24 protein-coding genes and 1 pseudogene are annotated in these 25,661 nt (G+C 63.5%); 18 read left to right on the forward strand and 7 right to left on the reverse strand.

Annotated elements, in window-relative coordinates; genetic code table 11:
• A partial coding sequence (locus tag H578_RS0108250; RefSeq protein WP_028464107.1) for a transposase occupies positions 1–273 on the reverse strand: 273 nt, incomplete at its 3' end.
• 76 nt (positions 274–349) lie between these two features.
• Here H578_RS0108250 and H578_RS14200 point away from each other — a divergent pair.
• A pseudogene (locus tag H578_RS14200) lies at positions 350–1,552 on the forward strand (MFS transporter); the annotation flags it as partial.
• A 52-nt stretch (positions 1,553–1,604) separates the two neighbouring features.
• Here the strand turns inward: H578_RS14200 and H578_RS15630 are convergent.
• Positions 1,605–1,946: a hypothetical protein gene (locus tag H578_RS15630; RefSeq protein ID WP_022873226.1), complete on the reverse strand. Its 342-nt coding sequence runs from the start codon at positions 1,944–1,946 to the stop codon at positions 1,605–1,607.
• A gap of 168 nt (positions 1,947–2,114) precedes the next feature.
• Between H578_RS15630 and H578_RS14210 the strand changes: the two genes are divergently transcribed.
• Together H578_RS14210 and H578_RS0108270 are read left to right on the forward strand one after the other, a co-directional pair.
• Complete coding sequence (locus H578_RS14210; protein WP_022873227.1) at positions 2,115–2,714, forward strand: phage holin family protein; 600 nt, start codon at positions 2,115–2,117, stop codon at positions 2,712–2,714.
• Positions 2,711–3,586, forward strand: a complete 876-nt coding sequence (locus H578_RS0108270) for an exodeoxyribonuclease III (protein ID WP_022873228.1) — start codon at positions 2,711–2,713, stop codon at positions 3,584–3,586. The genes H578_RS14210 and H578_RS0108270 overlap by 4 nt, the downstream gene beginning before the upstream one ends.
• Before the next feature lie 18 nt (positions 3,587–3,604).
• On the opposite strand, the gene H578_RS0108275 is transcribed toward H578_RS0108270, so the two are convergent.
• Positions 3,605–4,597: an Lrp/AsnC family transcriptional regulator gene (locus H578_RS0108275; protein ID WP_022873229.1), complete on the reverse strand. Its 993-nt coding sequence runs from the start codon at positions 4,595–4,597 to the stop codon at positions 3,605–3,607.
• A 148-nt stretch (positions 4,598–4,745) separates the two neighbouring features.
• Here H578_RS0108275 and H578_RS0108280 point away from each other — a divergent pair, with 148 nt between their 5' ends.
• The 11 genes from H578_RS0108280 to H578_RS0108330 all read left to right on the forward strand — a co-directional run bounded on the left by H578_RS0108280 (position 4,746) and on the right by H578_RS0108330 (position 17,625).
• Positions 4,746–5,702, forward strand: coding sequence for an ABC transporter permease (locus H578_RS0108280; protein WP_022873230.1), 957 nt, complete (start codon positions 4,746–4,748; stop codon positions 5,700–5,702).
• A gap of 1 nt (position 5,703) precedes the next feature.
• Complete coding sequence (locus H578_RS14215) at positions 5,704–6,729, forward strand: ABC transporter permease (protein ID WP_022873231.1); 1,026 nt, start codon at positions 5,704–5,706, stop codon at positions 6,727–6,729.
• Positions 6,726–7,808 carry an ABC transporter ATP-binding protein gene (locus H578_RS14220; protein ID WP_022873232.1) on the forward strand — a complete coding sequence of 361 codons (1,083 nt, stop codon included), beginning with the start codon at positions 6,726–6,728 and terminating at the stop codon, positions 7,806–7,808. Before H578_RS14215 ends, H578_RS14220 begins: the two co-directional genes overlap by 4 nt.
• Positions 7,801–8,676 carry an ATP-binding cassette domain-containing protein gene (locus tag H578_RS14225; RefSeq protein ID WP_022873233.1) on the forward strand — a complete coding sequence of 292 codons (876 nt, stop codon included), beginning with the start codon at positions 7,801–7,803 and terminating at the stop codon, positions 8,674–8,676. Before H578_RS14220 ends, H578_RS14225 begins: the two co-directional genes overlap by 8 nt.
• 57 nt (positions 8,677–8,733) lie before the next feature.
• Complete coding sequence (locus tag H578_RS0108300) at positions 8,734–10,260, forward strand: amidohydrolase family protein (RefSeq protein WP_022873234.1); 1,527 nt, start codon at positions 8,734–8,736, stop codon at positions 10,258–10,260.
• Positions 10,261–10,282: 22 nt separating this feature from the next.
• Positions 10,283–11,860, forward strand: a complete 1,578-nt coding sequence (locus tag H578_RS14230; protein WP_033420477.1) for an ABC transporter substrate-binding protein — start codon at positions 10,283–10,285, stop codon at positions 11,858–11,860.
• Positions 11,861–12,139: 279 nt separating this feature from the next.
• On the forward strand, positions 12,140–13,267 hold the full coding sequence (gene ald, locus H578_RS0108310) for an alanine dehydrogenase (RefSeq protein WP_022873236.1): 1,128 nt from the start codon (positions 12,140–12,142) through the stop codon (positions 13,265–13,267).
• A gap of 57 nt (positions 13,268–13,324) precedes the next feature.
• A complete protein-coding gene (gene trpS / locus H578_RS14235) occupies positions 13,325–14,362 on the forward strand; it encodes a tryptophan--tRNA ligase (protein ID WP_022873237.1) in 1,038 nt (345 codons plus the stop codon).
• Between the two features lie 5 nt (positions 14,363–14,367).
• Positions 14,368–15,474, forward strand: coding sequence for a YihY/virulence factor BrkB family protein (locus H578_RS0108320; protein WP_022873238.1), 1,107 nt, complete (start codon positions 14,368–14,370; stop codon positions 15,472–15,474).
• Positions 15,475–15,540: 66 nt separating this feature from the next.
• Positions 15,541–16,554, forward strand: coding sequence for a dipeptidase (locus H578_RS14240; protein ID WP_022873239.1), 1,014 nt, complete (start codon positions 15,541–15,543; stop codon positions 16,552–16,554).
• A gap of 174 nt (positions 16,555–16,728) precedes the next feature.
• Positions 16,729–17,625, forward strand: coding sequence for a hypothetical protein (locus tag H578_RS0108330; RefSeq protein WP_156837272.1), 897 nt, complete (start codon positions 16,729–16,731; stop codon positions 17,623–17,625).
• 95 nt (positions 17,626–17,720) lie between these two features.
• Here the strand turns inward: H578_RS0108330 and H578_RS0108335 are convergent, their stop codons facing one another.
• Genes H578_RS0108335 through sdhC form a run of 4 tightly spaced genes read right to left on the reverse strand, consistent with a single transcriptional unit; the run spans position 17,721 to position 21,307 of the window.
• Positions 17,721–18,509, reverse strand: a complete 789-nt coding sequence (locus H578_RS0108335; RefSeq protein ID WP_022873241.1) for a succinate dehydrogenase iron-sulfur subunit — start codon at positions 18,507–18,509, stop codon at positions 17,721–17,723.
• On the reverse strand, positions 18,509–20,296 hold the full coding sequence (gene sdhA, locus H578_RS0108340; protein ID WP_022873242.1) for a succinate dehydrogenase flavoprotein subunit: 1,788 nt from the start codon (positions 20,294–20,296) through the stop codon (positions 18,509–18,511). The genes H578_RS0108335 and sdhA overlap by 1 nt, the downstream gene beginning before the upstream one ends.
• Before the next feature lie 60 nt (positions 20,297–20,356).
• Positions 20,357–20,866, reverse strand: a complete 510-nt coding sequence (locus H578_RS0108345; RefSeq protein WP_022873243.1) for a succinate dehydrogenase hydrophobic membrane anchor subunit — start codon at positions 20,864–20,866, stop codon at positions 20,357–20,359.
• A 3-nt stretch (positions 20,867–20,869) separates the two neighbouring features.
• Positions 20,870–21,307: a succinate dehydrogenase, cytochrome b556 subunit gene (gene sdhC, locus H578_RS0108350; RefSeq protein ID WP_084710102.1), complete on the reverse strand. Its 438-nt coding sequence runs from the start codon at positions 21,305–21,307 to the stop codon at positions 20,870–20,872.
• A 110-nt stretch (positions 21,308–21,417) separates the two neighbouring features.
• Between sdhC and H578_RS0108355 the strand changes: the two genes are divergently transcribed.
• The 4 genes from H578_RS0108355 to H578_RS0108370 are packed head-to-tail and all read left to right on the forward strand — an operon-like array spanning position 21,418 to position 25,655.
• Positions 21,418–22,575 (forward strand): mannose-1-phosphate guanylyltransferase, encoded by a 1,158-nt coding sequence (locus tag H578_RS0108355; protein WP_051130840.1) that lies wholly within the window; start codon positions 21,418–21,420, stop codon positions 22,573–22,575.
• Entirely contained in the window at positions 22,565–23,848 is a 1,284-nt protein-coding gene (locus H578_RS0108360) for an amidohydrolase (RefSeq protein ID WP_022873246.1), read from the forward strand. The genes H578_RS0108355 and H578_RS0108360 overlap by 11 nt, the downstream gene beginning before the upstream one ends.
• A complete protein-coding gene (locus H578_RS0108365) occupies positions 23,845–24,255 on the forward strand; it encodes a cytidine deaminase (protein ID WP_022873247.1) in 411 nt (136 codons plus the stop codon). The genes H578_RS0108360 and H578_RS0108365 overlap by 4 nt, the downstream gene beginning before the upstream one ends.
• Positions 24,252–25,655: a thymidine phosphorylase gene (locus H578_RS0108370; protein WP_022873248.1), complete on the forward strand. Its 1,404-nt coding sequence runs from the start codon at positions 24,252–24,254 to the stop codon at positions 25,653–25,655. The genes H578_RS0108365 and H578_RS0108370 overlap by 4 nt, the downstream gene beginning before the upstream one ends.
• Positions 25,656–25,661 lie beyond the last annotated feature (6 nt).

The following is a 25,661-nucleotide window of genomic DNA, read 5'->3' on the forward strand; positions in this document are numbered from 1 at the left end:
CTTCCACACCCTGGCTTCCAGGTGTGCCTCGCCCAAGGCCTGGGTCAGCTCGGCGACCTCGGCCTCCAGCTGTTCCTCTCGGGAGGATGGTCCGGACCTGCCGGCCACCAGGGCGGTCTTGCCGGCTTCCAGGAACTCGGCCTTCCACCGTCCGATGGACTGCTCACTGACTTTCTCCTTGCGTGCCACTTCGGCGATGGACATCTCGCCGGCCAGCACGCTCAGCACTATCCGGGTCTTCTTCTCCGCCGGAATCGAGGGTGGTCTACCCATGACTGACTCTCCTTCAGGACCTACATAACGGCCCTGCCACTAAGTCTGACGCGCGACAGGCACAGCCGGGCGCGCCGGTGACCTGTGGGGTCGCCGGAGGATGTTTCTGGCCGGGGTTGCGGTCTTCGGGCTGACCTCCCTGGCCGCCGCGCTGGCACCCACCCCGCTGGTGCTCAACCTGATGCGTTTCGCCATGGGAGTCGGTTCCTCCCTGTTGGTTCCGCAGATCATCGGCATGATTCAGCGGTTGTTCACGGGGCCGACCCGCGGTAACGCCTACGGGCTGATGAGTACCGTTGTGGGGCTGGGCTTGGCGTTGGGACCGCTCATCGGAGGGTTGCTCATCGACCTGGCACCGGAGAACATCGGGTGGCGGCTGGTGCTGGCCATCAATGTGCCGGTGGTTGTGCTCGCCTTGATCTTCGCCGCACTGTGGCTGCCCAAGCCACAGGACGACGACGCCACCTCACCGGGAGGGCTGGGACGTCTGGACCCGGTCGGTGCGGTCCTGCTTGCTGCGGCGGTGGTGCTCATCATGCTGCCGTTCATCCAGTTCCAGTCCGCCCTCGGTGCGGTGCTCGGCGGCGCCGGCGTGGTGCTGCTGGCGGTGTGGGTGCTGTGGGAGCGGCGCTTGGGTCAGCGGGACCCGGGCGCGCCGATGGTGGATCTGCGGCTGTTCACGGTGCCGAGCTTCACGTGGAACTCCCTGGTGCTCATCCTCTACTTCGCCGGTATGCCGGCTATGGGCGCCGTCGTCGCCGTCTATGTGCAGCAGGGACTGGGTCATGGGGCACTGATCGCCGGGCTGGTCACGGTACCCGCAGCTATTTTGGTGGTGGCCTTCTCTGCGCAGGTGGGAAAACGGGTCCATCGCCTGGGTCCGCGGATGCTGGTGGTGGGTACGACGACGGCCGTCCTCTCTTCGGTGGTGCTTGCGGTCTCCGCGCTGGTCACCAATGGGGTTCCGGCCTCTCTGTGGTGGGTGGTGGCCGGGATGACCATCAATGGGGCTGCCCAGACCCTCATCATTCCCTCTGCTCAGACCCTGTCCATGCAGGAGGTGCCTGAGCACATGGCGGGAGCTTCCGGTGGTGTGACCCAGACGGCTCAGCGCATCGTGACCGCCACGGGGATGGCGGGAGTTACCGGGATCTATTACGCGGTTTCCGCTGGAGCCGACCATGCCGATGGGATGTTCGCTGCGGCGCTGCTTATTACCGGGCTCATGGTTGCAGCCGCCGTGGCAGCACTGATCGCCGCCCGGCGGGCCTCCCGTTAAGCCAGCCTGAGGAAACCGGGCCTCAGCCCGGCGCTGTCTCGGCGCGAGCGGTTCAGCGCAACCGAGTGACTTCTCTGAGGTCTTTGCTCAGCACGTACTTCGGAGCGTCGGCGAAGATCTCGGCCCGCTGCTGGGACTCTTCCCACTCCCGCTCGGCTGCGGCGAAGTCCTCGGCGCTACCCGGCCGGGAGACGAACCAGGTCAGTTCGGAGTGGTCCTTGGCCAGCCAGATGGATTCGATGGTGAATCCGCGACTTTCCCGGGCGGGAATGACTTTGGTGGTGAGGAATTGCACGAACTCTTCGGCCAGTTGGGGATCGAGGGTGTAGCGCCGCATCCATGTGGTGCGGTTTTCCGTGGTGTCGGGGTGGATACCCTCGGGCAGCTCAGTCATGACGTTTCGCTCCTCACATCCGGCGTCAGTAACGGCGTCAAGTGGCGCCGTCGTTGCCATCATAGTGAGGGCTGCTGTCTCACGGAGCAATGGGTGGGCAGTTCGCCGCTCGCGCACGCCGTGTTGAGGATTCGCTCCGTGGGTGCACCACGGGCGATAATCACCCGTATGAGTTCTGCCAGCCATCTGCCTCCCGCCGCCCGCGCTCAGGAAGCCGCTCGGAATGCCTCCCGCCGCGGCACCGGCATTGTCTTCGCGGTGATGATCACGGTCCTGTTGGTGGCCTTGGTCTTCGCGGCTAATGAGAATGACGTCATCGGGTGGATTATCGCGGTGATCGCCGGGGGGTGGCTGCTGCTGGCAGCGATCGTGGTCGCCACCTTCCGTAAAGGGGCTAAGAAGTTTGGTGACGCGGTGGATTCGGCTCGGGCTGATGTGGCTGCCCGCAATGCGGAGAGTTCCGGTGGGACCGTGGTGGTCGATGAGGACACTCATTCGCGAAACCTGAAGCTGGATCACTCTTTTAAGATCGTCCAGGTGCAAAAGCGTGTGATTGCCGAGGAACTGGCCAAGGGGTCCGAGGCCGACACGGAGATGGTTGACCGCGCACTGGAGACCATTGAAATCACCGCTCATAATGGCCGGGACATGCTCGCTGAGGTCACCGGTCGCACGCCGAAGAACTCCGGTGGTGAAGACACCCGCGGCAAGGGAACTGTGAACGACGACGACGCCGGCGAAACGATTGAAGGAGACATTGTCCGATGACCAGCCCCCACCGGATCGTTGACCCTAAGCCTGCCGGCATCACCCGGATTGGGACGGTCAATGTCAACGGCATTCGTGCTGCTCACCGCAAGGGGATGGGGGAGTGGCTGGCTGATCGTGAACTCGACATCCTCACGTTGCAGGAGGTGCGCGCTGACGGGGCCACTGTCACCAAGATTATCCGTCAGATGTCTGAAGCCGCTGGGGAACAGGATCCGGAGTCAGCCTGGTATTTGCATGAGCATGAGGCCGCGGATAAGGGGCGGGCCGGGGTGGCGATTATCTCCCGGAAGCCACCGGTGGCGACCCGGGCGGGTATTGGGGAAGGGCACCCCGAGGACGATGGCCGCTGGTTGGAGGCCGACTTCGAGCTGGGCGATGGCAGCATTCTGACCGTGGTGAGCGTCTACGTTCACTCCGGGGAGGTTGGTACTGTCCGTCAGGAGCACAAGATGCGGTTCCTGCAGTACATGCTGGAGTACTTGCCGCAGTTGGCTAAACGGTCCGATCATGTGCTGGTGACCGGGGACCTCAATGTGGGGCATACCGAGCTGGACATTAAGAATTGGAAGGGCAACCGGAAGAACTCCGGGTTCCTGCCGGAGGAGCGGGCCTATTTCGATCGCTACTTCGGGGAAGCCGGGTATGTCGACGTCGCACGCTCCCTGGCCGGTGAGGTGGAGGGGCCGTACACGTGGTGGTCATATCGTGGCAAGGCTTTCGATAATGACACCGGCTGGCGGATCGATTACCACATGGCTACCCCGCAGCTGGCGGAGCTGGCCTCCAACGCGAAGGTCGACCGCGCGGCTGACTACTCGTTGCGCTGGTCCGACCACGCCCCGCTGGTCATCGACTACCACCTGCCGTAAAACGCCTGGCGTCACCGGTTAGCGACTGCCGGCGGCGGTGGGAGAGGGAACCGAATCCGGCTGGGTGCGGACCGTGCTGAGTTTGTCGGTCCGTAGTGCGATCGAGACGTTGTACCGGCTGATGTGTTCCACCCACGGCTCATCCGGTAACACGTCATCCAGGGCCATGCGCCCGGGAATATTGGTCATCAACATGAACGCCCACGGGCCGGTCAGCCGGGCGGCATACTTGATGTGCTCAGCGCGCCGGACGCCTTCGACCACCTCTGGGATGTGCCGGGGCGGGACCTCTAGCCACATCAGTGCCTCAGTGGTCAACCCCAGCGCCTTCGGGTTAAAAAAGGTCCGGATGGCAATCGTGCCATTGCGGCGGAGTGCATCCACCCGCCGCTTGGCCGTGACATCAGAGACCCCTGCCCGGCGGCCCAACTCCTCATAGGGCAACCGACCATCACTGCGCAGCGCCGTCAACAAGGCCGCATCTCGGGCAGAGAGCGGATCCTCAGTGCCCACATAGTTGTGCCGGCTATTCGGAGCCGCCTCCCACATCGCACGGCGCTCCTGCTCAGTGAGGATGCCCAGATTCCAAATCCGCGCCTGACGCAGGTACTCAACCACCGGGTAGCTGTTGATCTCCCGGACACCAGCGAATGCAGGCAGCTCCTCGAGAAGAAAATTGGACTCATTATCGTTTGGGATGTTGATTTCCGCCACGACGTCGTAGTCCCCTGCAGTGACGTGCACCCAGCTGCTGGCGTGATGCTGACTCAGTGCAGTCGATGTCATTCGAGATTGCCCCTGCCCGCAGCGCAGGGCGACGACAAAACCAGGCATCGGCACTTTGATCGCCCCGACCCACACATCCCCGGAATCCAGTAATTCATTGCCCCGACGGGCTACTGTGCGCTCGTTAACCCCCAGGGTGTGAGCGATACGCTGCCACGACGCGCGCCCATCAATAAGTAACGCCTCGACGATCTTGGCATCCAGCTCGGTGAGAGATTGCGACACCGACGTCTCCCATCCTGACAAGAGCAGCCATCAATTTGTCTGATTTCTACATTACCAGTGTGACAGTTGACGGGACCCTCGAGGAACAACAGACTTTCACGCACTGAATCGAAGAGTGCTTGTCACACTCGGTTAACACGGAGGAAACATGGCTGGATATCTGATGCGACGCGTGCTGGCTTTGGTGCCAGTGCTCTGCGTCGTAGCGGTGGTGACCTTCGGGCTGATGCACATGATGCCGGGAGACGCCGCCGCAGTGATGCTCGGCCCCGACGCCTCAGAGGAACAGGTCGAGGCACTGCGGGAATCCCTGGGGCTGAATGAGCCGCTCATCGTGCAGTTCTTCTCCTGGGTCGGTTCCGCCCTCACTGGAGATCTGGGCACTTCGTTCTTTATCGGATTACCGGTGACCGAGGTGCTCTTCGCCGCGTTGGGACCCACCATCAACCTTGCGTTACTGGCACAGGTGCTGGCGATCCTCATCGGCGTGCCCGCCGGGATCCTGGCGGCCAAACGGCAGGGTACCGGTGCCGATCAGGCGGTCATGGCTGGAGCCTTGATGGGTATCTCAGTGCCCTCCTTCCTGCTGGGGCTGTTCCTTATGCTCATCTTCGGGGTCTGGTTGGGCTGGCTCCCGGTGGCCGGTTACGTCCCTCCAGAAGACGGCTTGGCTGATGCGTTGCGCTACCTCGCACTGCCGGCGGTGGCCCTGGGATCTATGCAGGCTGCGCTCATCGCCCGTATGACACGCACCGCCATGCTGGACACCTTCTCCAAGAACTACATGAAGACCGCCAAGGCCAAGGGTGTCCGGGCCCGGGTCTCGCTGTACAAACATGCCCTGCGTAACGCTGCGCTGCCGATCATCACCACCATCGGACAGACCCTCGGCACACTGATAGCCGGAGCCGCTGTGGTGGAAACCGTCTTCAACATCCCCGGCATCGGCCAGCTCGTGGTCAACAGTGTCGAACGCCGAGATCTGGTGGTCATCCAGGGAGTGGTGCTGCTGATCGCCGTGGCCTACGTGCTCATTAATTTCTTCGTCGACATTCTCTACAGCGTGCTCGATCCGCGAGTGCGCTTCGCCGGAGGCGACAGCTGATATGACACACAGTACGACGACGCCCCACAGCGCCCGGCCGGACATTACCGTCGGTTCCCTCAACCGGATCGACAAAACCCGCTCCCGCCGTTCCAAGTTCCTGCGCCGGTTCGCCGCCCACAAACTAGCGTTCACCGGAGGCAGCATCCTCGTCATCGTCACACTCGTGGCGATCTTCGGACCCATGCTTACCCCTTCACCCTTCGACGTCGCCGGGGCCAATCGACTTCAGCCGCCCTCGCTGGAGCACCCCTTCGGTACCGACAACTACGGCCGCGACGTCTTGGCCCGCGTGGCCGAAGGCGCCAGAGTCTCTCTGTTCGTGGGAGCTTTCACCGCGGTCTGCACTGCGGTGCTGGGGTGTGCAGTGGGCCTCTACGCGGCATACAACCGGGTCGCGGACATGATCCTGATGCGCATCAGCGACGGGCTCATGGCCTTCCCCGCGATCCTGCTGGCCATCGCCATCATGGCCGCGCTGGGGCAGCAGACCTCAAACGTCATCATCGCCTTAACGATCGTCTTCACCCCCTATGTGGCACGCATTGTGCGATCCTCCGCGCTGGTGGTCAGGGAACAGACTTTCGTCGAGGCGCTCAAAGCCCAAGGTGCTTCCCGAACTCGGATCATCTGGATCAATATCGCCCCGAACGTGGTTTCGCCCCTTATCGTTCAGGCGACCTTCGTCTTCGCTGACAGCATCATCACTGAAGCCGCCCTCAGCTTCCTAGGAGCGGGGGTTCCACCCCCGGCTCCCTCCTGGGGAAACATGCTGCTGGATGGGAAAAACCTCATCTACACCGCCTGGTGGATGACCGTGTTCCCGGGGGTGTTCATCATGTCCACCATCCTGGCGATCAACCTACTCGGCGACGGCCTGCGCGACCTGCTCGACCCCACCTACCGGTCCAAAACCTCCGGACGCAAACGCAAAGCCCGCAAGGCCGCGCGAGCGGCCGCACGGCAAACTGCAGCCCACCAGTCCACCGCCAGCCGCCCCACTACCCGAGAGGGGGAGAGCTCATGACGACCACCCACGCCGAGAACCACGACGACGCCGGCTCACCTGATGTTCTGCGGGTCCGCGACCTGCGGACCAGCTTCGCCACCGAAGACGGCCTGGTCACCGCAGTGGACGGGGTTTCTTTCCACGTCGCCCGGGGTGAGATCCTCGGGATCGTCGGCGAATCCGGCTGCGGCAAGTCGGTCACCGCCGAATCGGTCATGCGTCTGCTCGATGAGGACACCACCGACTACGACGGCTCTGTCACCTTCGACGGGACCACAGAGTTGCTGGAACTGACGGAGGACCAGATGCGTCCCTACCGCGGCAGCCGACTAGGGATGATCTTCCAAGACCCCATGTCCTCGCTGAACCCGGTCTACACCATCGGTAATCAGCTCATCGAAGCCATCCGGACCCACACCCGTCTCACCAAACAGCAGGCTGCGGACAAAGCCCTGCAGATGCTGCAGATCACCGGGATCCCTGAGCCGGAACTACGGTTGCGGCAATACCCGCACCAACTCTCCGGTGGGCAGCGGCAGCGGGTGGTCATCGCCATGGCGATGTGCTGCGAACCCGACTTGCTCATCGCCGATGAACCGACCACAGCCCTGGATGTCACCACTCAGGCACAGATCCTCCGGCTGATCGACGACCTACGTTGCAACTACGACACCGGCACGATGTTCATTACCCACGATCTCGGCGTCGTCGCCGAAATCTGCGACCGAGTCATCGTGATGTACCTGGGACAAGTCATCGAAGACACCGACGTGCATACCCTCTTCGACGAACCGGCACATCCCTACACTCGCGGACTGCTGGCCTCCACCCCTTCTCTGGAGACCGATAACTCCAAGGACTTACCGATCATCCCTGGGGCAGTGCCCACCCTGACCCAGGTTCCTGACGGGTGCCGGTTCGCTGCCCGCTGCCCCTTCGCCATTGATGAGTGCACCCGGGCCACCCCCGAGCTGCGTCCCCACCAGAGACCCGGCAGCCACACAGCAGCTGGTGACCACCTGGTCCGCTGTATTCGGGCTGAGGAAATCCCTGACCTACTCAGCACCGGCGATGAGCAGGAGGACACCGATGACTGAGACCACCCCCGCCTCGGCAGAACCACCCCAGAGCACCGAACCGCTGCTGACCGCCCGTGGACTGACCAAGGAGTTCGTCTCCCGCTCACCCCTGGGATTTCGCAAAGGAGCAGTCACCGCAGTCAAGGACCTAAACCTGGAGATCTACCCGAGGCAGACCTACGCACTGGTCGGTGAATCCGGGTCCGGAAAATCCACCACAGGACGGCTGCTGCAAGGACTGCTCACCCCCACTTCCGGGGAGATCCGACTGGCCGGCCAGGTGCTCGACGCCCGATCCAAAGAATCCCGGCCGCTTCGCCGGGACATCCAGATGATCTTCCAAGACCCACACTCCTCGCTCAATCCGCGCCGCCGGGTCCGTCACATCCTCGAAGAAGCCCTGCGGATCGTCGGGCAGCGGGACCGCTCGATCATCCGAGCCCGCGTCAAGGACTCCTTGGAGGCAGTGGGCTTTAGCCAAGAGCACGCCGAACGGTTTCCCCACGAGTTCTCTGGTGGGCAGCGCCAACGCATTGGGATCGCCCGCGCACTGATGGTAGAGCCCAAGGTCCTCATCTGTGACGAACCGGTCTCCGCCCTCGATGTCTCCATCCAGGCCCAGGTGCTCAACCTGCTGCGCCAACTCCAGCGGGAACGCGGACTGACGTACCTGTTCATCAGCCACGACATGTCCGTGGTGCGATACCTCGCGGACCGAATCGGGGTGATGTACCAGGGCGAACTCGTCGAAGAGAACACCTCCGAAGGCCTCTACACCGCACCGCAGCACCCCTACACCCAGAAGCTGCTGGCCTCGGTGCCCATTCAGCACCCCCGGCAGCGGCAGCAGCGGGATCGGCTGCCTGAGAACGCCGACCAGGTCTGACTTCACCCATCCATCCGGCGGGACGCCGGTCGCCACCACAGAAGGGACGCCACCACGTTGGAACCACTTGATCTGCTGATCGCCCACGGCCGGGTCGTTGACCCGCAGAACCACCGCGACGCCGCACTGAACATCGGCATCGCCGCTGGGCGTATCGCCTACGTCGGTACGGAGCTGCCCACCGCACAGACGGTCATCGATGCCACAGGCAAGATCGTCGCTCCTGGGTTCATTGACCTGCACAGCCACGCCCAGGACCTCGCTGGCCACCGGCTGCAGGCCCTCGATGGAGTCACCACCTCCCTGGAGCTCGAAGGCGGAGCCACCCCAGTGGCAGCCTCCTACGCCTGGTCACAGTCCGAAGGCCGGCCACTGCACTACGGGTACTCCGCCGGATGGCTCTACGCCCGGGCGATCATCAAAGAACAGCTCGACGACGCCGCCATCGCCGCGCTGCCCTCCCTTCCGCTGGAAGCCTTCTCCGCCCTGCAGCAGGGAACCGCCTGGGCCGAACCGGCCACCGCCGAAGAACTGCCCCGCATCATCGACCTGGTGGAGGCTCAACTCGACGCCGGTGCACTCGGCATCGGCGTGCTGCTCGGCTACGCGCCGCGTACCGAGCCCGAAGAACTCCGCGCTCTGGGAGAACTCGCCACCCGGCGATCAGTCCCGCTTTTCGTCCACATCCGGTGGGGAGCCCGAGTCCCCGGCCACACTCCCGTGGAGGCGATCGAAGAGCTCATCGCACTGAGCCGGCAGACCGGGGCCCGGGTGCACATCTGCCATTTCGCCAGCTCCAACGCCTCCACCGTGGAGGCCTCCTCCCGCGCCCTGCTGGCTGCCCAGGATGAAGGCCTCCCGGTGACTACCGAGTCCTACCCCTTTGGTCTGGCCTCCACTGTCATCGGTGCAGAGTTCCTGGCTCCGGAGTCCCTGGAAGCCGCCGGAGCTCCGGCGCATATCGTCACCTACCTGAAAACCGGAGAGAACATCAGCAGTTACCAGCGGTTGGCCGAATTGCGCGCCGCTGACCCCGGTGGGCTATGCGTCATCCGGTACTACGACGAAGCCGAACCCGACCAGCTCGATGATCTCACCCAGGCGCTCTCCCTGCCTGGAGCCGCCTTCGCCTCCGATGCGATGGTGGTCCAACAGCTTGCCGAGAACACCAACGGCGCACCCGCCGATGTGACCCAGTGGCCGCTGCCCGACCACGGACTCACCGTGCATCCGCGCACCACCTCCTGCTTTGTCCGCGCCATCGCGTGGCTGCACCGAGACACCGCCACGCTGAGCCTCAGCGACGTCATCGAGCGTTCCACTGCGATCCCGGCGCGCATCCTGGCCGATGCCGTCCCGCCGATGCGAGACAAAGGCCACCTGGGGCCAGGGGCCGACGCCGACGTCGTCGTCTTCGATCTCAACGCCCTACGTCCGAACACCAGTTTTGTGCCGGTGACCCCCAGCGCCGGCGTCGATCACGTCCTGGTCGCCGGAACCCCGGTGGTCAGCCACGGGGCCCTGCAGCCCGAGCATCGCCCCGGAGAACCCGTGTACACGACCGCGTCCACCCACACCCGGTAAGGGACCCAAGGAAAGGAACACCATGAGAAAGTACACCGCATTTGCAACAGGAGCCATCGGGGCCCTGATGCTCAGCGCCTGCGGGGGAGACGGCACCCCCGACGGCGCCAACGGGGCCAACGGCGCCGGTCAGCAGGAAGGCGGCGGGGAGTTCAACATCGCGTGGAACGCCCAACCACCCACTCTGGACCCCTTGGTGACTACCTCCACCGCCACGCGGGACATCTCCCGGAACTTCTTTGAACCGCTTATCACCATTGACGCCGACGGTGAGGTCCAAACGGTGCTCGCTGAAGACTACGAGGTCTCTGACGACGGACTGGAGATCACCTTCACTCTGCGGGAAGGAGTCCAGTTCCACGATGGCTCCACGATGGAAGCAGACGACGTCGTCGCTTCCCTGGAAGGTTGGATCGAACGGTCCGGGGCCGGGCAGACCTTCTTCTCCGAGGCGGAGGTCTCCTCCGAGGATGCAGACACCGTGACTGTCACCCTGCCGGAGCCGATGTACATCGCCGTGGAGCTACTGGCCGACCAATCTCAGCTGCCGGTCATTATGCCCGCTGAGATCATCGAAGAAGCACCCGAGGAAGGAGTCGAAGAGTACGTCGGAACCGGGCCTTATGAACTCACCGAGTGGAGCACTGACCAGTACATCCAGCTCGACCGGTTCGAGGAGTACGAATCCCCTGAGGGCGAGACCCACGGCACCGCCGGGGAGAAGGACCCCTACTACGACACGATCTACTACCACATCGTCACCGACTCCTCCACGAGGGTCTCCGGGCTGCAGTCGGGAGAATACGACGCCGCCAACGCGCTTCCACTGGATAACGTCGACATGCTGGAGAGCAACGAGGACATCGAGCTGGTCTCCGGGGAGCAGGGCTTCAACGGGGCGGTGTTCAACAAGCAAGAAGGCCTGATGGCCGATGTGACGATGCGTCAGGCAGTCCTGGCTGCCGTGGACGCCGAGGAACTGCAGCAGTCTGCCTTTGTCTCTGAGGAGTTCTACAACACCAACGGCGCACTGATGCCCGAAGACTCTGACTGGTACTCCGACGCCGGACAGGAGCTGTTCCACAATGACGACCCCGCCGTGGCCGAGGAACTGTTGGAAGAAGCCGGATACGACGGCGAAACCATCACCATCCTCACCACTCGGGAGTACGACGATCACTACAACGCCGCAGTGCCCCTGCAGCAGCAGTTGGAAAACGCGGGCATGAACGTCGAACTCAACGTCACCGACTGGGCGACTGTGCTCCAGGACCGCACCGACCCGGAGGCCTACGACATCTTCATCACAGGATTCGCCCCGGTCACAGTGCCGGTGACCTACGTGTTCCTCTACGACAACTGGCCGGGTTGGACCGACTCCGAGGACATTGCCGCGGCCCTGGACGCGATCAGCACCGCCGAAGGAGAGGAGCAAGCCCTCGAAGCCGCCGAAGACCTCCAGCAGGCCTTCTACGACTACCTGCCCATGGTGAAATTCGGAGATAAGTACACCGTCACCGGTATGCAGGACTGGGTGGCTGGCTACGAATACGTCGCCCTTTCCGGTGACATCTTCTACAACGTCCGGCCCGCCGAATAAGGCACCCGGGCACCCACTGTCAGGGGAGGCTGTGGCGGAGTGCCGGCGTCGTCGTGGACTGCGATGTCTACCCGGTGCTCCGTCACAGCGCCCTGCCGCGACCATGAGGGTATGAGGTCGCCGCTCCCCACTGCCGCCGTGTAGGTTCAGCCCGGCGCTGTGTGGAGACCCTGCAGAGGTGGGGGATGGAGCAGCTCTGGCCCGGTCGATCCGGCTTTGAGAAAATTGTCCTGCGAGTGTGACAACGGAGTCACAGAAGCGAGAAAAGGAAACCTCACGATGCTCATCGGTGTACCAGCCGAAGTGAAGAACAATGAATTCCGCGTGGCACTGACACCCGCCGGATCCATCGACTTGGACCGCCGTGGCCACCAGGTGCTGATCCAGGCCGGTGCCGGAGTCGGATCGGGGTTCGACGACGACGCCTACGCCGCCGCCGGGGCTCGGATCGTCCCCACGGCTGAGGACGTATGGGACACCGCCGAACTGGTGTTGAAGGTCAAAGAACCCCAGCCTGAGGAATTCGACCGGATGCGCGAAGGCCAGGTGCTGTTCACCTACCTGCACTTGGCCGCCGAAGCCGAGTGCGCTGCGGCCCTGCAAGAGCGCGGAGTCATCGCCATCGCCTATGAGACTGTCACCGGTCCCAAGGGGTTACCGCTGCTGGCACCGATGAGTGAGGTTGCCGGACGTTTGGCCGCCCAAGTGGGGGCCTACCATCTGATGCATTCCCAAGGGGGCCCGGGGATCCTCATCGGCGGGGTCCCCGGGTCCCGTCCGGCGAAGGTGGTCGTCATCGGCGGTGGCAAAGCCGGGGAACAGGCTGCCATCACCGCGCTGGGTATGGGGGCCGAGGTCACGGTCATCGACCTGAATATCGAGCGGCTGCGGGAGCTGTCTGCGCTCTCGGCCCGTGGATTGCGGACCCTCGCCTCCAATACCCTGACCATCGCGGAGGAAGTCGCCTCCGCGGACCTGGTGATCGGTTCGGTGCTGGTCCCCGGGGCTGCGGCACCGAAACTGGTGACCCGCGACATGGTGGCGCGGATGCGGCCACGCTCGGTGCTGGTCGATATCGCCATCGACCAGGGCGGGTGTTTTGAAGGCTCCCGACCAACCACTCACGCGGAACCGACCTTCACCCTGGGAGAGCAGATCTACTACTGCGTGGCGAATATGCCTGGAGCTGTGCCGCACATCTCCACTGCCGCATTGACCAACTCCACTTTGCGCTACGTATTCGACCTGGCAGACAAAGGGTGGAAACAAGCCATGCGGGACGACCCACACCTCGCGGCCGGGCTGAACACCTATAACGGGCGTATCACCCACGGTCCGGTCGCCGAGGCCCTGGGCGCCGAGGTGCTGCCGGTGGAGCAGGTCCTCGCCTCGGCGTACTCGAACTGAAACCGGGGATGAGCTTACACTGGGCTGGATTCTGCCCCGAGACTGTGAGGAACCGCCGTGACCGAAACTGGCGCGCCGCAAACCGGCGCACGTGTGCTCTCCGGGATGCAGCCCTCTGGGGATTCCCTGCACCTGGGTAACTACGTCGGCGCGCTGGTCAACTGGGTCAAAACCCAGCAGCAGTACGACGCCTTCTTCTTCATCCCCGACCTGCACGGCATCACCGTCCCCCACGACCCGGCCTTCCTGCGCGAACGAACCCGCAACACCGCCGCGCAGTTCATTGCCGGAGGGATCGACCCGGAACGCTCCACCCTGTTCGTGCAGTCCCATGTGCCCGAACACGCCCAACTGGCCTGGGTGCTGACCTGCATCACCGGGCTCGGTGAGGCCCAGCGGATGACCCAGTTCAAGGACAAATCCGCCAAGGAGGGTACCGAGTCTGCCTCCGTGGGACTGCTGAGCTACCCGATGCTCATGGCCGCAGATATCCTGCTCTACCAGCCGCATGGGGTCCCGGTAGGCGATGACCAGAAACAGCACGTGGAGTTAACCCGGAACTTGGCCCAGCGATTCAACCACCGGTTTGGGGAGACCTTCCGGGTACCGGAACCGTTCATCCCCCCGGTGGGTGCGCGGATCTATGACCTGCAAGACCCCACCACGAAGATGTCAAAGTCGGCATCCTCACCCAATGGGCTCATCAACCTCAATGACACCGACAAACAGATCGCTAAGAAGATCAAATCCGCGGTAACTGACGATGGCACAGAGATCCGTTTTGACCGGGAAAACAAACCCGGGGTCTCCAACCTGCTGAGCATCTACTCAGCGGTGACCGGTAAGACCGTGCCGGAATTGGAAGCCGAGTACGAAGGCAAGATGTACGGCCACCTCAAAGTCGATCTAGCCGAGGTGGTCGTCGCCGCGATCGGACCAGTACGGGATCGGGCCGCGGAACTGCTCGCTGACCCCGCTGAACTTGACGCGTTACTGGCCAAGGGCGCGGCTAAGGCCCGCGAAGTCGCCGCCGAGACCCTGCAGACCGCCTACGAGAAGGTCGGTTTCCTGCCCGCTGCCGCCCCTACGGCCTGATTCCCATGGGCTTTTCCTCCCGGCTGCGCCCCCACCGTGAGAAGCCCGACGACGCCAGCACCACCGGGAACATCCTGGCCACCGCCTATGCGAAGGTTTCCAAACTCGACGAGCACCGGGAAGCCACCCCCGCCACCAATCCTTTAGACATCGAGGCACTCAAGCGGGAGGAACTGGCCGCCCGGCTAGCCTATGGCCGGGCCCGCCGTGAGGGGTCCTCGGCCCTTAAACGGGCCACCACACTGCTGGGTTGGGGTTTCGCCCGGTTCAGCCGCACCCGGTTCATGCGCTCGGTCAATCTGTTCTTCTTCCACTACGGCACAGTGATGGCGGCTGGAGCCGCCTACATGATGTTCTTCTCCGTGGCGGCGATTCTCTTCGCCGGGTTCTCCGTGGCTGGGATCGTGATCGGGGAGAACCGGGAGTACCAAGAATTCATCGAACGGGCCGTGAACAACGCCCTGCCGGGCGTACTGGGCCCCGGTGGGCTCGTGGAGGACCCCTGGGAGGTGTTCGACGCCGAAACGCTGAACACCACGCTGATTGTCACCCTGGGCATTGCCCTGGTCACCTCACTGAGCTGGGTACACGGCCTGCGTTCCGGTATTCGCAGCATCTGGGAACGTCCCCTGATGGCCGAGTTCGTGGTGCTGGTGAAGATCCGCGACTTCGGCGTGCTCATCGTGCTCGGGGCCGTAGCACTGACCTCAGCAGCCCTGGGTGTCATCAGTCACGGTTTCATCGACGAAATCTTCGATGTTCTCGGCTGGGACGCTGACGGGCTGGCCCATCGGCTGACCCGACTGGCCTCTCTGGCCATAGCCTTCGGACTCGACATGATCGTGGCCGTGTTGCTGATGCGGGTCGCCTCCCGCCTGGTGATGCCGATCTCGGCACTGTGGCAATCAGCCTTGATCGCCGGCGTCGGCGCCTCCCTGCTGCGGCTGGCCTCAGCGGAAGTACTCCACAGCATTGCCGATTCCCCCAACCCGGTCATCTACACCTTCGGATCGGTGCTGGCACTGTTCTTCTACTTCTACCTCTTCGGCTTGGTGTACCTGGTGGCCGCCAGCTGGGGTGCGGTGGCCGCGGCAGATCACCAGCACCGGTAAGGCTTCCCGGCCGATAGGGTGGCCACATCACCCACCAGCCGTCGACCACCAGCCCGGGAGGCCACGATGAACGCTACGCCGCAGACCGCCGATGTCGCGGAGGTGTTGAAGCATTCACCCGTCTTCGACGGCCACAACGATCTGCCGTGGGCGTTGCGGCAACGCTACGACTATGACATCGCCTCAGCCCGGCTGAGCACGGGCAACCAAGAGCTACATACTGATCTGCCCTCGCTGCGGCGCGGGGGAGTAGGCGCCCAGTTCTGGTCAGTGTATGTGCCCTCCTCGCTCTCTGAACCGGAGGCGGTAGCCGCCACCCTGGAGCAGATCGACTGCGTCTACCGGCTGGCCGAGGCTTTCGGTGATGACCTGCAGATCGCCACCAGCGCCGCCGAGACCGAAGCCGCTCTGGCCGGCGGGAAGATCGCCTCCCTGCTCGGGATGGAAGGCGGACACTCGATCGCCGAGTCCTTGGCAGTACTGCGGATGATGCGCCGGTTGGGGTGTACCTATATGACCCTGACCCACAATGACAACACCAGCTGGGCGGCCTCAGCCACCGGAGAGCCGGTGAATTACGGGCTGACGGTTTTCGGCAGGGAGGTTGTCAAGGAGATGAACCGGATCGGCATGCTCGTCGACCTCTCCCACGTCCACCAGAACACCATGCGCGACGCCCTCGAGGTCTCCACAGTTCCAGTGATCTTCTCGCACTCCTCCTGCCGGGCGGTGCACGACCACCCACGCAATGTGCCCGATGAGATTCTTACGCGCCTGCGGGACAACGGCGGGGTCCAGATGGTCACCTTCGTGCCGAAGTTCATCACTGCTGATGGGCAGAATGCCGGAATCGACGACGTCGTCGCCCACCTGGAGCACGCCCGTCAGGTCGCCGGGGTGGACCACATTGGTCTAGGTGGTGACTATGACGGTGTGCCGGCCACCCCTGCCGGGCTCGAACGGGTCGACGGGTACCCCCAGTTGCTGCAGGCCCTGGCCCACCGGGGATGGTCAGCTGAAGATCTCGGCAAACTCACCAGCGGCAATATCCGCCGCGTTCTCCACGACGCGGGAGTCTGACACCTTCATAAATGTGAGTCATATCACTCTAGATCTGGTTGGCTCGTGAGAGGTTTCTGAGAGTTCTCTGGAAATCCCCTTCTCAGGGTGGCGAAGCACGGTGAAGTTACTAAGGTGACGTGCAAGCCGCACTGGAGACGGTGCGGGGAACGGGAAACAACTCAAGGAGCGATGATGGCTGCAACGCATACCCCTGAGACACCCGCCTGGATGAAGGTGACCGGCCTCGGTATGGCCGCCATGCTGGCCCTGGCCGCCTGCGGCGGAGACGACAACGGTGATGAGGACACCGGCGAGGAAGACGCCCCGCCACTGGACGAGGCCGACGACACCGACGACGACGCGGAGGACACCGACGCCGACCTCGACGAGGACACCGACACCGACACCCCCGAAGCTGGCGAATTCAGTGAGCTCCTCGATGAAGCCTTCGCCAATATGCAGGACGCTGAGACCGTGACCCTGGAGATTGAAGGCGATGCCCTCTCCCAGTACGGCGAGACAGAGGACCTCGATGTCGACGCTGAGGACCAGCGCTACGTCATCTGGGGGGAAATCGACGGGCTTGTCCAGGAGGACAACACTGTCGGTGACCGGGAGTTCATCACCTACCACCGTGACGACGGCGAGATGCTGGTGCAGGGCACCTCCGCCCTGGTCCACTTCGAAGACGAGTTCACCGAGGACGAGCTCGACGAACTGGAGGCTGAACTCGAAGACGTCTGGGTCGAGCAGACCCATCCGATGTCTGACGGCCCGCTGTTGGCCTTCATGATCGACAACATCCACAACGAGATCTCCGCCCTCGCCGCAGGGGTCGAGGATGAAGCCGAAGTGGAAGAGGAAGAGGGCCAGGTCCGGTTCTACCACCCGGTGACCGAGGAAGAGTTCATCTTCGTCGAGCACGACGGCGACTGGTACCTCGATGAACTGGCAGTTCTGGAGACAGGTGACGAGACACTGACCCAGATGAGCTTCACCGACTGGAACGACACTGATGTTCCCGATCTGGACGGCGAAGAGGGCACCATCCTCACCGAAGAGGAGTTCCAGGAACTGCTCTACGGCTAAAGGATCCGGTGACTCCGCCGACAAGTCACCCTCTGCAGAGAAGGGGCCCCGCCAGGTGCGGGGCCCCTTCTCTGCAACGGTCTACACGAGCGTGCTTACAGCGACCGGGTGATGATCGCGGTTTTGACTTCCTGAATCGCCTTGGTCACTTCGATGCCGCGCGGGCAGGCGTCGGTGCAGTTGAAGGTGGTGCGGCACCGCCACACGCCTTCTTTGTCGTTGAGGACTTCCAGGCGCATATCGCCGGCGTCGTCGCGGGAGTCGAAGATGAACCGGTGGGCGTTGACGATCGCCGCGGGTCCAAAATACTGCCCATCGGTCCAGAACACCGGGCACGAGCTGGTGCAGGCTGCACACAGGATGCACTTGGTGGTGTCATCGAACCGCTCCCGATCCTCTGGAGACTGCAGTCGCTCCGCAGTGGGAGCCGGGGAGTTGTTGATGAGGAAGGGCATGATCTCCCGGTAGGACTGGAAGAACGGTTCCATGTCCACGATGAGATCTTTCTCGATGGGTAGACCCTTGATCGCCTCGACAGTAATGGGCTTGGAGGTATCCAGATCCTTCAGCAGGGTCTTGCAGGCTAAACGGTTGCGGCCGTTGATACGCATCGCATCGGAACCGCAGATCCCGTGGGCGCAGGAGCGGCGGAAGGTCAACGACCCGTCAATCTCCCACTTGACCTTGTGCAGAGCATCGAGCACCCGGTCGGTGCCGTACATCGTCAGGGTCCACTCGTCCCACCAGGCGTCCTCGGCCCGTTCGGGGTCGTAGCGGCGGACCTTCAGAGTGACCTCGAAGCTCTCAATGGCGCCGGCGCCGTCGCCGGACTCACCGAGGTCCACAGTGGAGGCGGGCTCGTTCTCAACAGTGGCTGTGCTCATCAGTACTTACGCTCCATCGGCTCGTAACGGGTGAAGACCACCGGTTTGGTGTCGAAGCGGATGCCCTGGATACCCTCGGTCTCAGCCTCGGGGTCTTTGTAGAGCATCGAGTGCAGCATGAAGTTCTCATCGTCACGGTCGGGGAAGTCTTCACGGTAGTGCCCACCGCGGGACTCCTGACGGTGCAGGGCCGAGACGGTCATGACCTCAGCCATATCCAGCAGGAAGCCCAGCTCCACGGCTTCGAGCAGGTCGAGATTGAAGCGGCGACCCTTATCCTGCACGGTGATCTGGGTGTAGCGCTCCTTGAGTTCCCCGATCTTGGCCAGGGCCTCCTTGATGGTCTCCTCGGAGCGGAACACCTGCATATTGGCATCCATGGTCTCCTGCAGTTCGGCGCGGATCGCCCCGACCCGTTCGGAGCCGGTGGCATCGCGCAACATCTGCAGTTGGTCCACCACGAAGGTTTCCGGCGCCTCGGGGAGCTCGACGAATTCAGCACCCTGTGCGTACTCGGCGGCGTAGATCCCGGCACGCTTGCCGAAGACGTTGATGTCCAGCAGGGAGTTGGTGCCCAGACGGTTGGAGCCGTGTACGGACACACAGGCCACCTCACCAGCGGCGTAGAGGCCCGGGACCACAGTCTCGTTGTCCTGGAGGACTTCGGCCTTGATGTTAGTGGGGATGCCACCCATGGCGTAGTGGCAGGTGGGGAACACCGGCACCGGCTCGGTGTAGGGCTCCACACCCAGGTAGGTGCGGGCGAACTCGGTGATATCCGGGAGTTTGGCATCGATGTGCTCCGGCTCCAGGTGAGTCAGATCCAGCAGCACATAGTCCTTATTCGGGCCGCAACCCCGGCCTTCACGCACCTCATTGGCCATGGACCGGGCCACAATGTCACGCGGGGCGAGGTCCTTAATGGTCGGCGCGTAGCGTTCCATGAACCGTTCACCCTCGCTGTTGCGGAGGATCCCGCCTTCACCGCGGGCCGCCTCGGAGAGCAGGATACCCAAACCGGCCAGCCCGGTGGGGTGGAATTGGACGAACTCCATGTCCTCCAGGGGGATACCCGCCCGGTAGGCGATCGCCATCCCATCACCGGTCAGCGTGTGGGCATTCGAGGTCGTCTTGAAGATCTTGCCCAGACCGCCGGAGGCAAAGACCACCGACTTGGCCTGGAAAATGTGGATCTCCCCGGAGGCCAGGTCATAGGAGACCACCCCGGCGACCCGCTTCTGCTTGTACGGTGTGCCGTCCTCTTTGGTGGCGTCCTCTTCCACGGTGATGAGGTCGAGCACGTAGTACTCGTTGAAGAACTCGACGTTGTGCTTCACGCAGTTCTGGTAGAGCGTCTGCAAGATCATGTGACCGGTGCGGTCGGCGGCATAACAGGCCCGGCGCACAGCGGCTTTACCGTGATCGCGGGTGTGCCCACCGAAGCGGCGCTGGTCGATCTTGCCTTCGGGGGTCCGGTTGAACGGCAGCCCCATCTTCTCCAGGTCCAGGACGGCGTCGATGGCTTCTTTGGCCATGACCTCCGCGGCATCCTGGTCCACCAGGTAATCGCCACCTTTGACGGTGTCGAAAGTGTGCCACTCCCAGTTGTCCTCTTCGACATTGGCCAGGGCGGCGCACATACCACCCTGTGCGGCGCCGGTGTGGGAGCGGGTGGGGTACAGCTTGGTCAGCACGGCGGTGCGTGCCCGCTGACCGGATTCGATGGCGGCGCGCATCCCGGCGCCGCCTGCGCCGACGATGACGACGTCGTATTTGTGAACCTGCATCAGTGTGTTCGGCTCTCTTCTCGTGAGTGGGTGCGGAAGCGGATGCGGACTACTCGGCGGTCACACGCCGTGGCAGAACTCAGGGGCCACGCCTTCGAGCAGGTTGCCGGCCTCATCGGTCAGGCAGGGCTCGAAGGTGAAGATGACCATGGTGCCCAGGATGATGATCACTGCTGCCGAGAGGTACAGGATCGCCTTCAGCCAGGCACGGGTGGAGTCCTTCTCCGCGTAGTCGTTGATGATGGTGCGCATGCCGTTGGTGCCGTGCAGCATCGCCAGCCACAGCATGGTCAGATCCCAGAACTGCCAGACGGGGTTAGCCCATTTGCCGGCCACGAAGCTGAAGTCGATCTGGTGGATACCGTCGCCGACCATCAGGTTGACCCAGAGGTGGACGAAGATCAGCACCACCAGGGCCGCGCCGGAGACGCGCATGAAGACCCAGGCCATCATTTCGAAGTTGCTACGCGAGGTGCGGGAGCGCAGGTACTTCGGGTCGATGCGGCCCGAGCGGGGTGCCTCAATGCCCTGGGCGGGCAGAACAGCTTCAGGATTTGCCTGTGTCGCCATGGTTTAGAACCCCTCCCAGCCTTCGAGGAACAGCATCAGGTGCCGGACGGTGAATCCGATCATCGTCACGGCCCAGACAATGAGCACGCCCCAGAGCATCTGACGGTGGTACCGGGTGCCCTTCTTCCAGAAATCCACCAGGATGATGCGGATTCCGTTGAAGGCGTGGAAGACGATCCCGCCGACCAGGCCGATCTCGCCGATAATCATGATCGGGTGCTTATAAGCACCGATCACCGCGTTGTAGGCCTCCGGGCTGACCCTCACCAGTGAGGTGTCAAGCACGTGAACCAAAAGGAAAAAGAAGATACCGACGCCGGTGATGCGGTGCCCGACCCAGGACCACATCCCCTCGCGTCCCTTATAGAGAGTGCCGCGGCCTCCCGAAGCACTCTTCGTCTCAGATTCTGTCTGCGTCACCGGTGGTGAACCTCCCTGCATCGTCGCATGGCGCGAAGCTTCATCCCCGACATCCTAGCCGTTAACTGCTATATGAACCGAAAATTTCTTCTACAGCTTGTAGAAAAGTGTGACGTCGGATGATTCCCTCAATGCCGCGACTGAGCGGCCCTCGCATTAGGCTGTCTCAGGTGACGAGTGACGATCTGCTGCGGCGTTTTCATGTGGTGATTCCTGCTGGTGGTGTGGGGACGCGGCTGTGGCCGTTGTCCCGGGCGGATGCGCCGAAGTTTTTGCACGATCTGACCGGGTCAGGCACCACCTTGATCCGCTCGACCTATGAGCGGCTGTTGCCGTTGGCCCAGCATCGGGTGATGGTGGTCACCGGGCAGAAGCATTCTGTTGCGGTGACAGCTCAGATCCCAGAGTTAGCCCCCGATGACCTGGTGTTGGAGCCAGAACCGAAGGATTCGGCTGCTGCGATTGGGCTGGCTGCCGCGATTCTGCACGCCCGGGATCCAGAGACAATTATGGGCTCCTTCGCCGCCGATCAGGTCATCCACCCGGTGGCTCCTTTCCAGCAGGCGGTCGCTGAGGCGGTGGCCACTGCCGCCGCAGGCAAGATCGTCACCATTGGAATTCGACCCTCGCATGCTTCAACCGCATTTGGGTATATCCGGCAGGGGGAGCGGTTAGAGGTTGCTGGTGCGCCGCGGGCCCATCATGTGATCGAGTTCGTGGAGAAACCTCAGGCCGCGGTGGCTGCACAGTATCTGGCCAGTGGGGATTACCTGTGGAATGCAGGGATGTTCGTGGCCCCGGTGAAACTGTTGTTGGATCACCTGCAGGCTGCCCAACCTCAGCTGTATACCGGGTTGAGTCAGATCGCTGCGGCCTGGGACACCGAGGATCGTCAGGACGTTCTGATGAAGGTGTGGCCTGAGCTGCCGAAGACCGCGATTGATTATGCCGTGGCGGAGCCGGCTGCGGCTGCCGGGGATGTGGCAGTGATTCCGGGGGAGTTCACCTGGGATGATGTGGGAGACTTCGCTGCCATCGCTCGGTTGAATCCGGCCCATGCCCAGGAGGGCATGACGGTCCTGGGGGAGCGTAAAGCCCGGGTCTACTCCGAGGACGCCACCGGGGTCGTGGTCGCTGACACCAACCGGGTGGTGGCGCTGATCGGAGTGGAGAACATCGTAGTTGTCGATACTGAGGACGCCCTGCTGGTCACCACCACAGATCACGCGCAAAACGTGAAAAAAGCCGTCGAAGCACTCAAGGAGAAGGGAGACAACGATGTCCTCTGAGGCCGAGGCCCCAGAGACCACCGCCAGAGTCGACGCCGAGGTGTCCGGTGCCGCCGGCGACCAGGTCGACGCGGGGGCTCTCATCTCCGAACTCGAAGGTGACCTCATCACCTTCCGGCGAGACATTCACGCCCACCCGGAGCTGTCCTGGAAAGAAGAACGCACCACGGAGCGGATCATCGCTGAACTGGAAGCCGTGGGATTACAACCCCAGCGTTTCCCGGAGACGACCGGCGTGTGGGTCGACGTCGGGCCCGAAGACGACCAAGCCCCCTACGCGGCGGCATTCCGCGGGGACATTGACGCCTTGCCCATCGTAGAGACCACCGGGTTGGAGTACGCCTCGCAGAACGAGGGGGTGGCCCACTCTTGCGGCCACGACATCCACACCACTGTGATGCTTGGCCTGGCACGCGCCCTGCATCAGCTGCACACCCAGCGCATTGCCGCCGGCCACACCGCCGGGCTGGGCGCCCGGGTGCGCATCATCTTCCAACCGGCCGAAGAACAGTTCCCCGGCGGAGCCAAGGAAGCCGTCCGGCAGGGCCTGTTGCAACCGGTGCCGCGGATCTTCGCACTGCACTGCGATCCCAAACTCACCGTGGGAGCCATCGGCACCCGGATCGGGCCGATCACCTCCGCCGGCGATCTGGTCCGGGTCGAGGTGACTGGCCGCGGTGGGCACACCTCCCGTCCACACCTGACCGAGGACGTCGTCGGGGCTCTAGGACATATCGCCACCATGGTGCCGGCCGTACTGGCCCGCAGAATCGATGTCCGCAGTGGGGTCTCCCTGGTCTGGGGGCACATCGAAGCCGGCAACGCCGCCAACGCGATTCCCTCAGTGGGAACTCTTCACGGAACGATGCGCGTGCTGGACATCGACGCCTGGAAAGAAGCCGGTGGTTATCTCAGCGCCATCGTCCAGGAGGCGGCAGCACCCTACGGGGTCGACGTCGCCCTCGACCATGTGCGCGGGGTCCCACCGGTGAGCAACACCTCGGCTGAGACAGCGATTGTCGATGAGGCCGCCAAGCGGGTCCTGGGCCGGAGGAACCTCACCCTGGCTGAGCAGTCCATGGGCGGGGAGGACTTCGGCTGGATGACCCAGGAGGTTCCCGGGTCCATGTTCCGCCTGGGCACTAAGACCCCAGACGGGGAGGACTACGATCTCCACCGCGGCGACTACATCCCCGATGAGCGCGCTATCGCCGTGGGGGTCAAAGTGATGACCGCGGTGGCTGAGACCTGTATCAGCGAGGCGCGGCCGTGACAGCCGCCCAGGCAGTCGACTTCGAGGCGCTGACCACAGCTGCCACCGAAGCCATGCATGCTGCCTACGCCCCCTATTCGGACTACCCGGTTGGGGCGGCGGCACTCACCGAGGACGGCCGGATCATCACCGGCTGCAATGTGGAGAATGCCTCCTACGGGCTGGGGTTGTGCGCTGAATGCACACTGATCGGCCAACTGCGACTCACCGGCGGCGGGCGGTTGCGTGCTTTCACCTGTGTCAACAGTGCAGGGGAGACGATCACCCCGTGCGGACGGTGCCGGCAACTGTTGGCCGAATTCGCCGCCGAAACACTGTGGATCAAAACCGCCGCGGGTGTGACCACCCTGCAGGCCCTGCTGCCAGAGGCCTTCGGCCCGGCCGACCTCACCGCGGAGAACCGATGAACCCCCAGCGCCGCTCAGCTGTCAACGGCACTGATGGTGCCACCGCAGCGTTCGACCATGAGGCTTTCAACCCCGAGGCTTTTGACCCTGAAGCCTTTGACGCGGTGGACCTCATCCGGTGTAAGCGTGACCGCGGCGAACTGACCCCGGCGCAGAGCCGCTGGTTGATGCAGGCCTACACGGCCGGCGTCGTCGCCGATGAGCAAATGAGTGCACTGGCCATGGCCGTGTTGCTCAATGGGATGACCCGGGCCGAGACCGCCGCATGGACTGAGGCGATGATTGCCACCGGTGAGCGGATGAATTTCAGTGGACTCACCGACGACGCCGGCACCCGACTCCCCACAGTTGATAAACACTCCACCGGAGGAGTGGGGGACAAGATCACCCTGCCCCTGGCGCCGTTGGTGGCCAGCTACGGGGTGGCCGTACCGCAAGTCTCCGGGCGGGGCCTGGGCCACACCGGTGGCACCCTGGATAAGCTCGAATCGATCCCCGGCTGGCAGGCTGAGGTGAGTACCCGTCAGATGCTGAACCAACTACGTCAGGTCGGCGCGGTGGTCGCCGCCGCGGGGGAAGGGCTGGTCCCGGCGGACCGGAAGCTTTACGCCCTGCGGGATGTCACCGGAACCGTGGAGTCCATCCCCCTGGTGGCCAGTTCCATCATGTCGAAGAAAATCGCCGAAGGTGCCGAGTCCCTGGTGCTCGATGTCAAAACCGGTAGCGGAGCCTTTATGAAGACCTCCGAGGACGCCGCGGAGTTAGCACGGACCATGGTCGCCCTCGGCACCGACGCCGGAGTACGCACGACTGCGCTCATCACGGAAATGGGCACTCCTTTGGGGCGTAGTGCCGGCAACGCCGTGGAGGTCGCCGAGGCCATGGAGGTACTCGCCGGAGGCGGGCCTGACGACGTCGTCGAGCTCACCTGCGCACTGGCCGCTGAAATGCTCGCCTCCGCTGGAGTGGATGCCGACCCCGCCGAACACCTGCGCAACGGTCGGGCCATGGACACCTGGCGGGCGATGATCCGGGCCCAGGGGGGCGACCCGGAAGCACCCCTGCCGCAAGCCAAACACCAGCACACCATCCCCGCGCCGGACAGTGGTGTCCTCACCCACCTGGACGCCTACGCGGTCGGCATCGCCGCCTGGCGGTTGGGAGCCGGTCGTGCCCGTAAAGAGGACCCGGTCTCGTCCGTCGCCGGGGTGAACCTGTGCGCCAAACCGGGGGACACCGTCACCGCGGGAGCGCCACTGCTGACGCTGCACACCGATGATCCGAGTCGCATCGCCCGGGCAGAACAAGCCCTCGAAGGCGCTTACCAGGTGGCGTGCCAGGAGACGGAGCTTAAGCTCCCGCCGCTTATCCACGACCGCATCACCGCCGAGGCCCTGTAACCGGAG

This window comes from Nesterenkonia alba DSM 19423 (assembly GCF_000421745.1).
Lineage (GTDB): Bacteria > Actinomycetota > Actinomycetes > Actinomycetales > Micrococcaceae > Nesterenkonia > Nesterenkonia alba.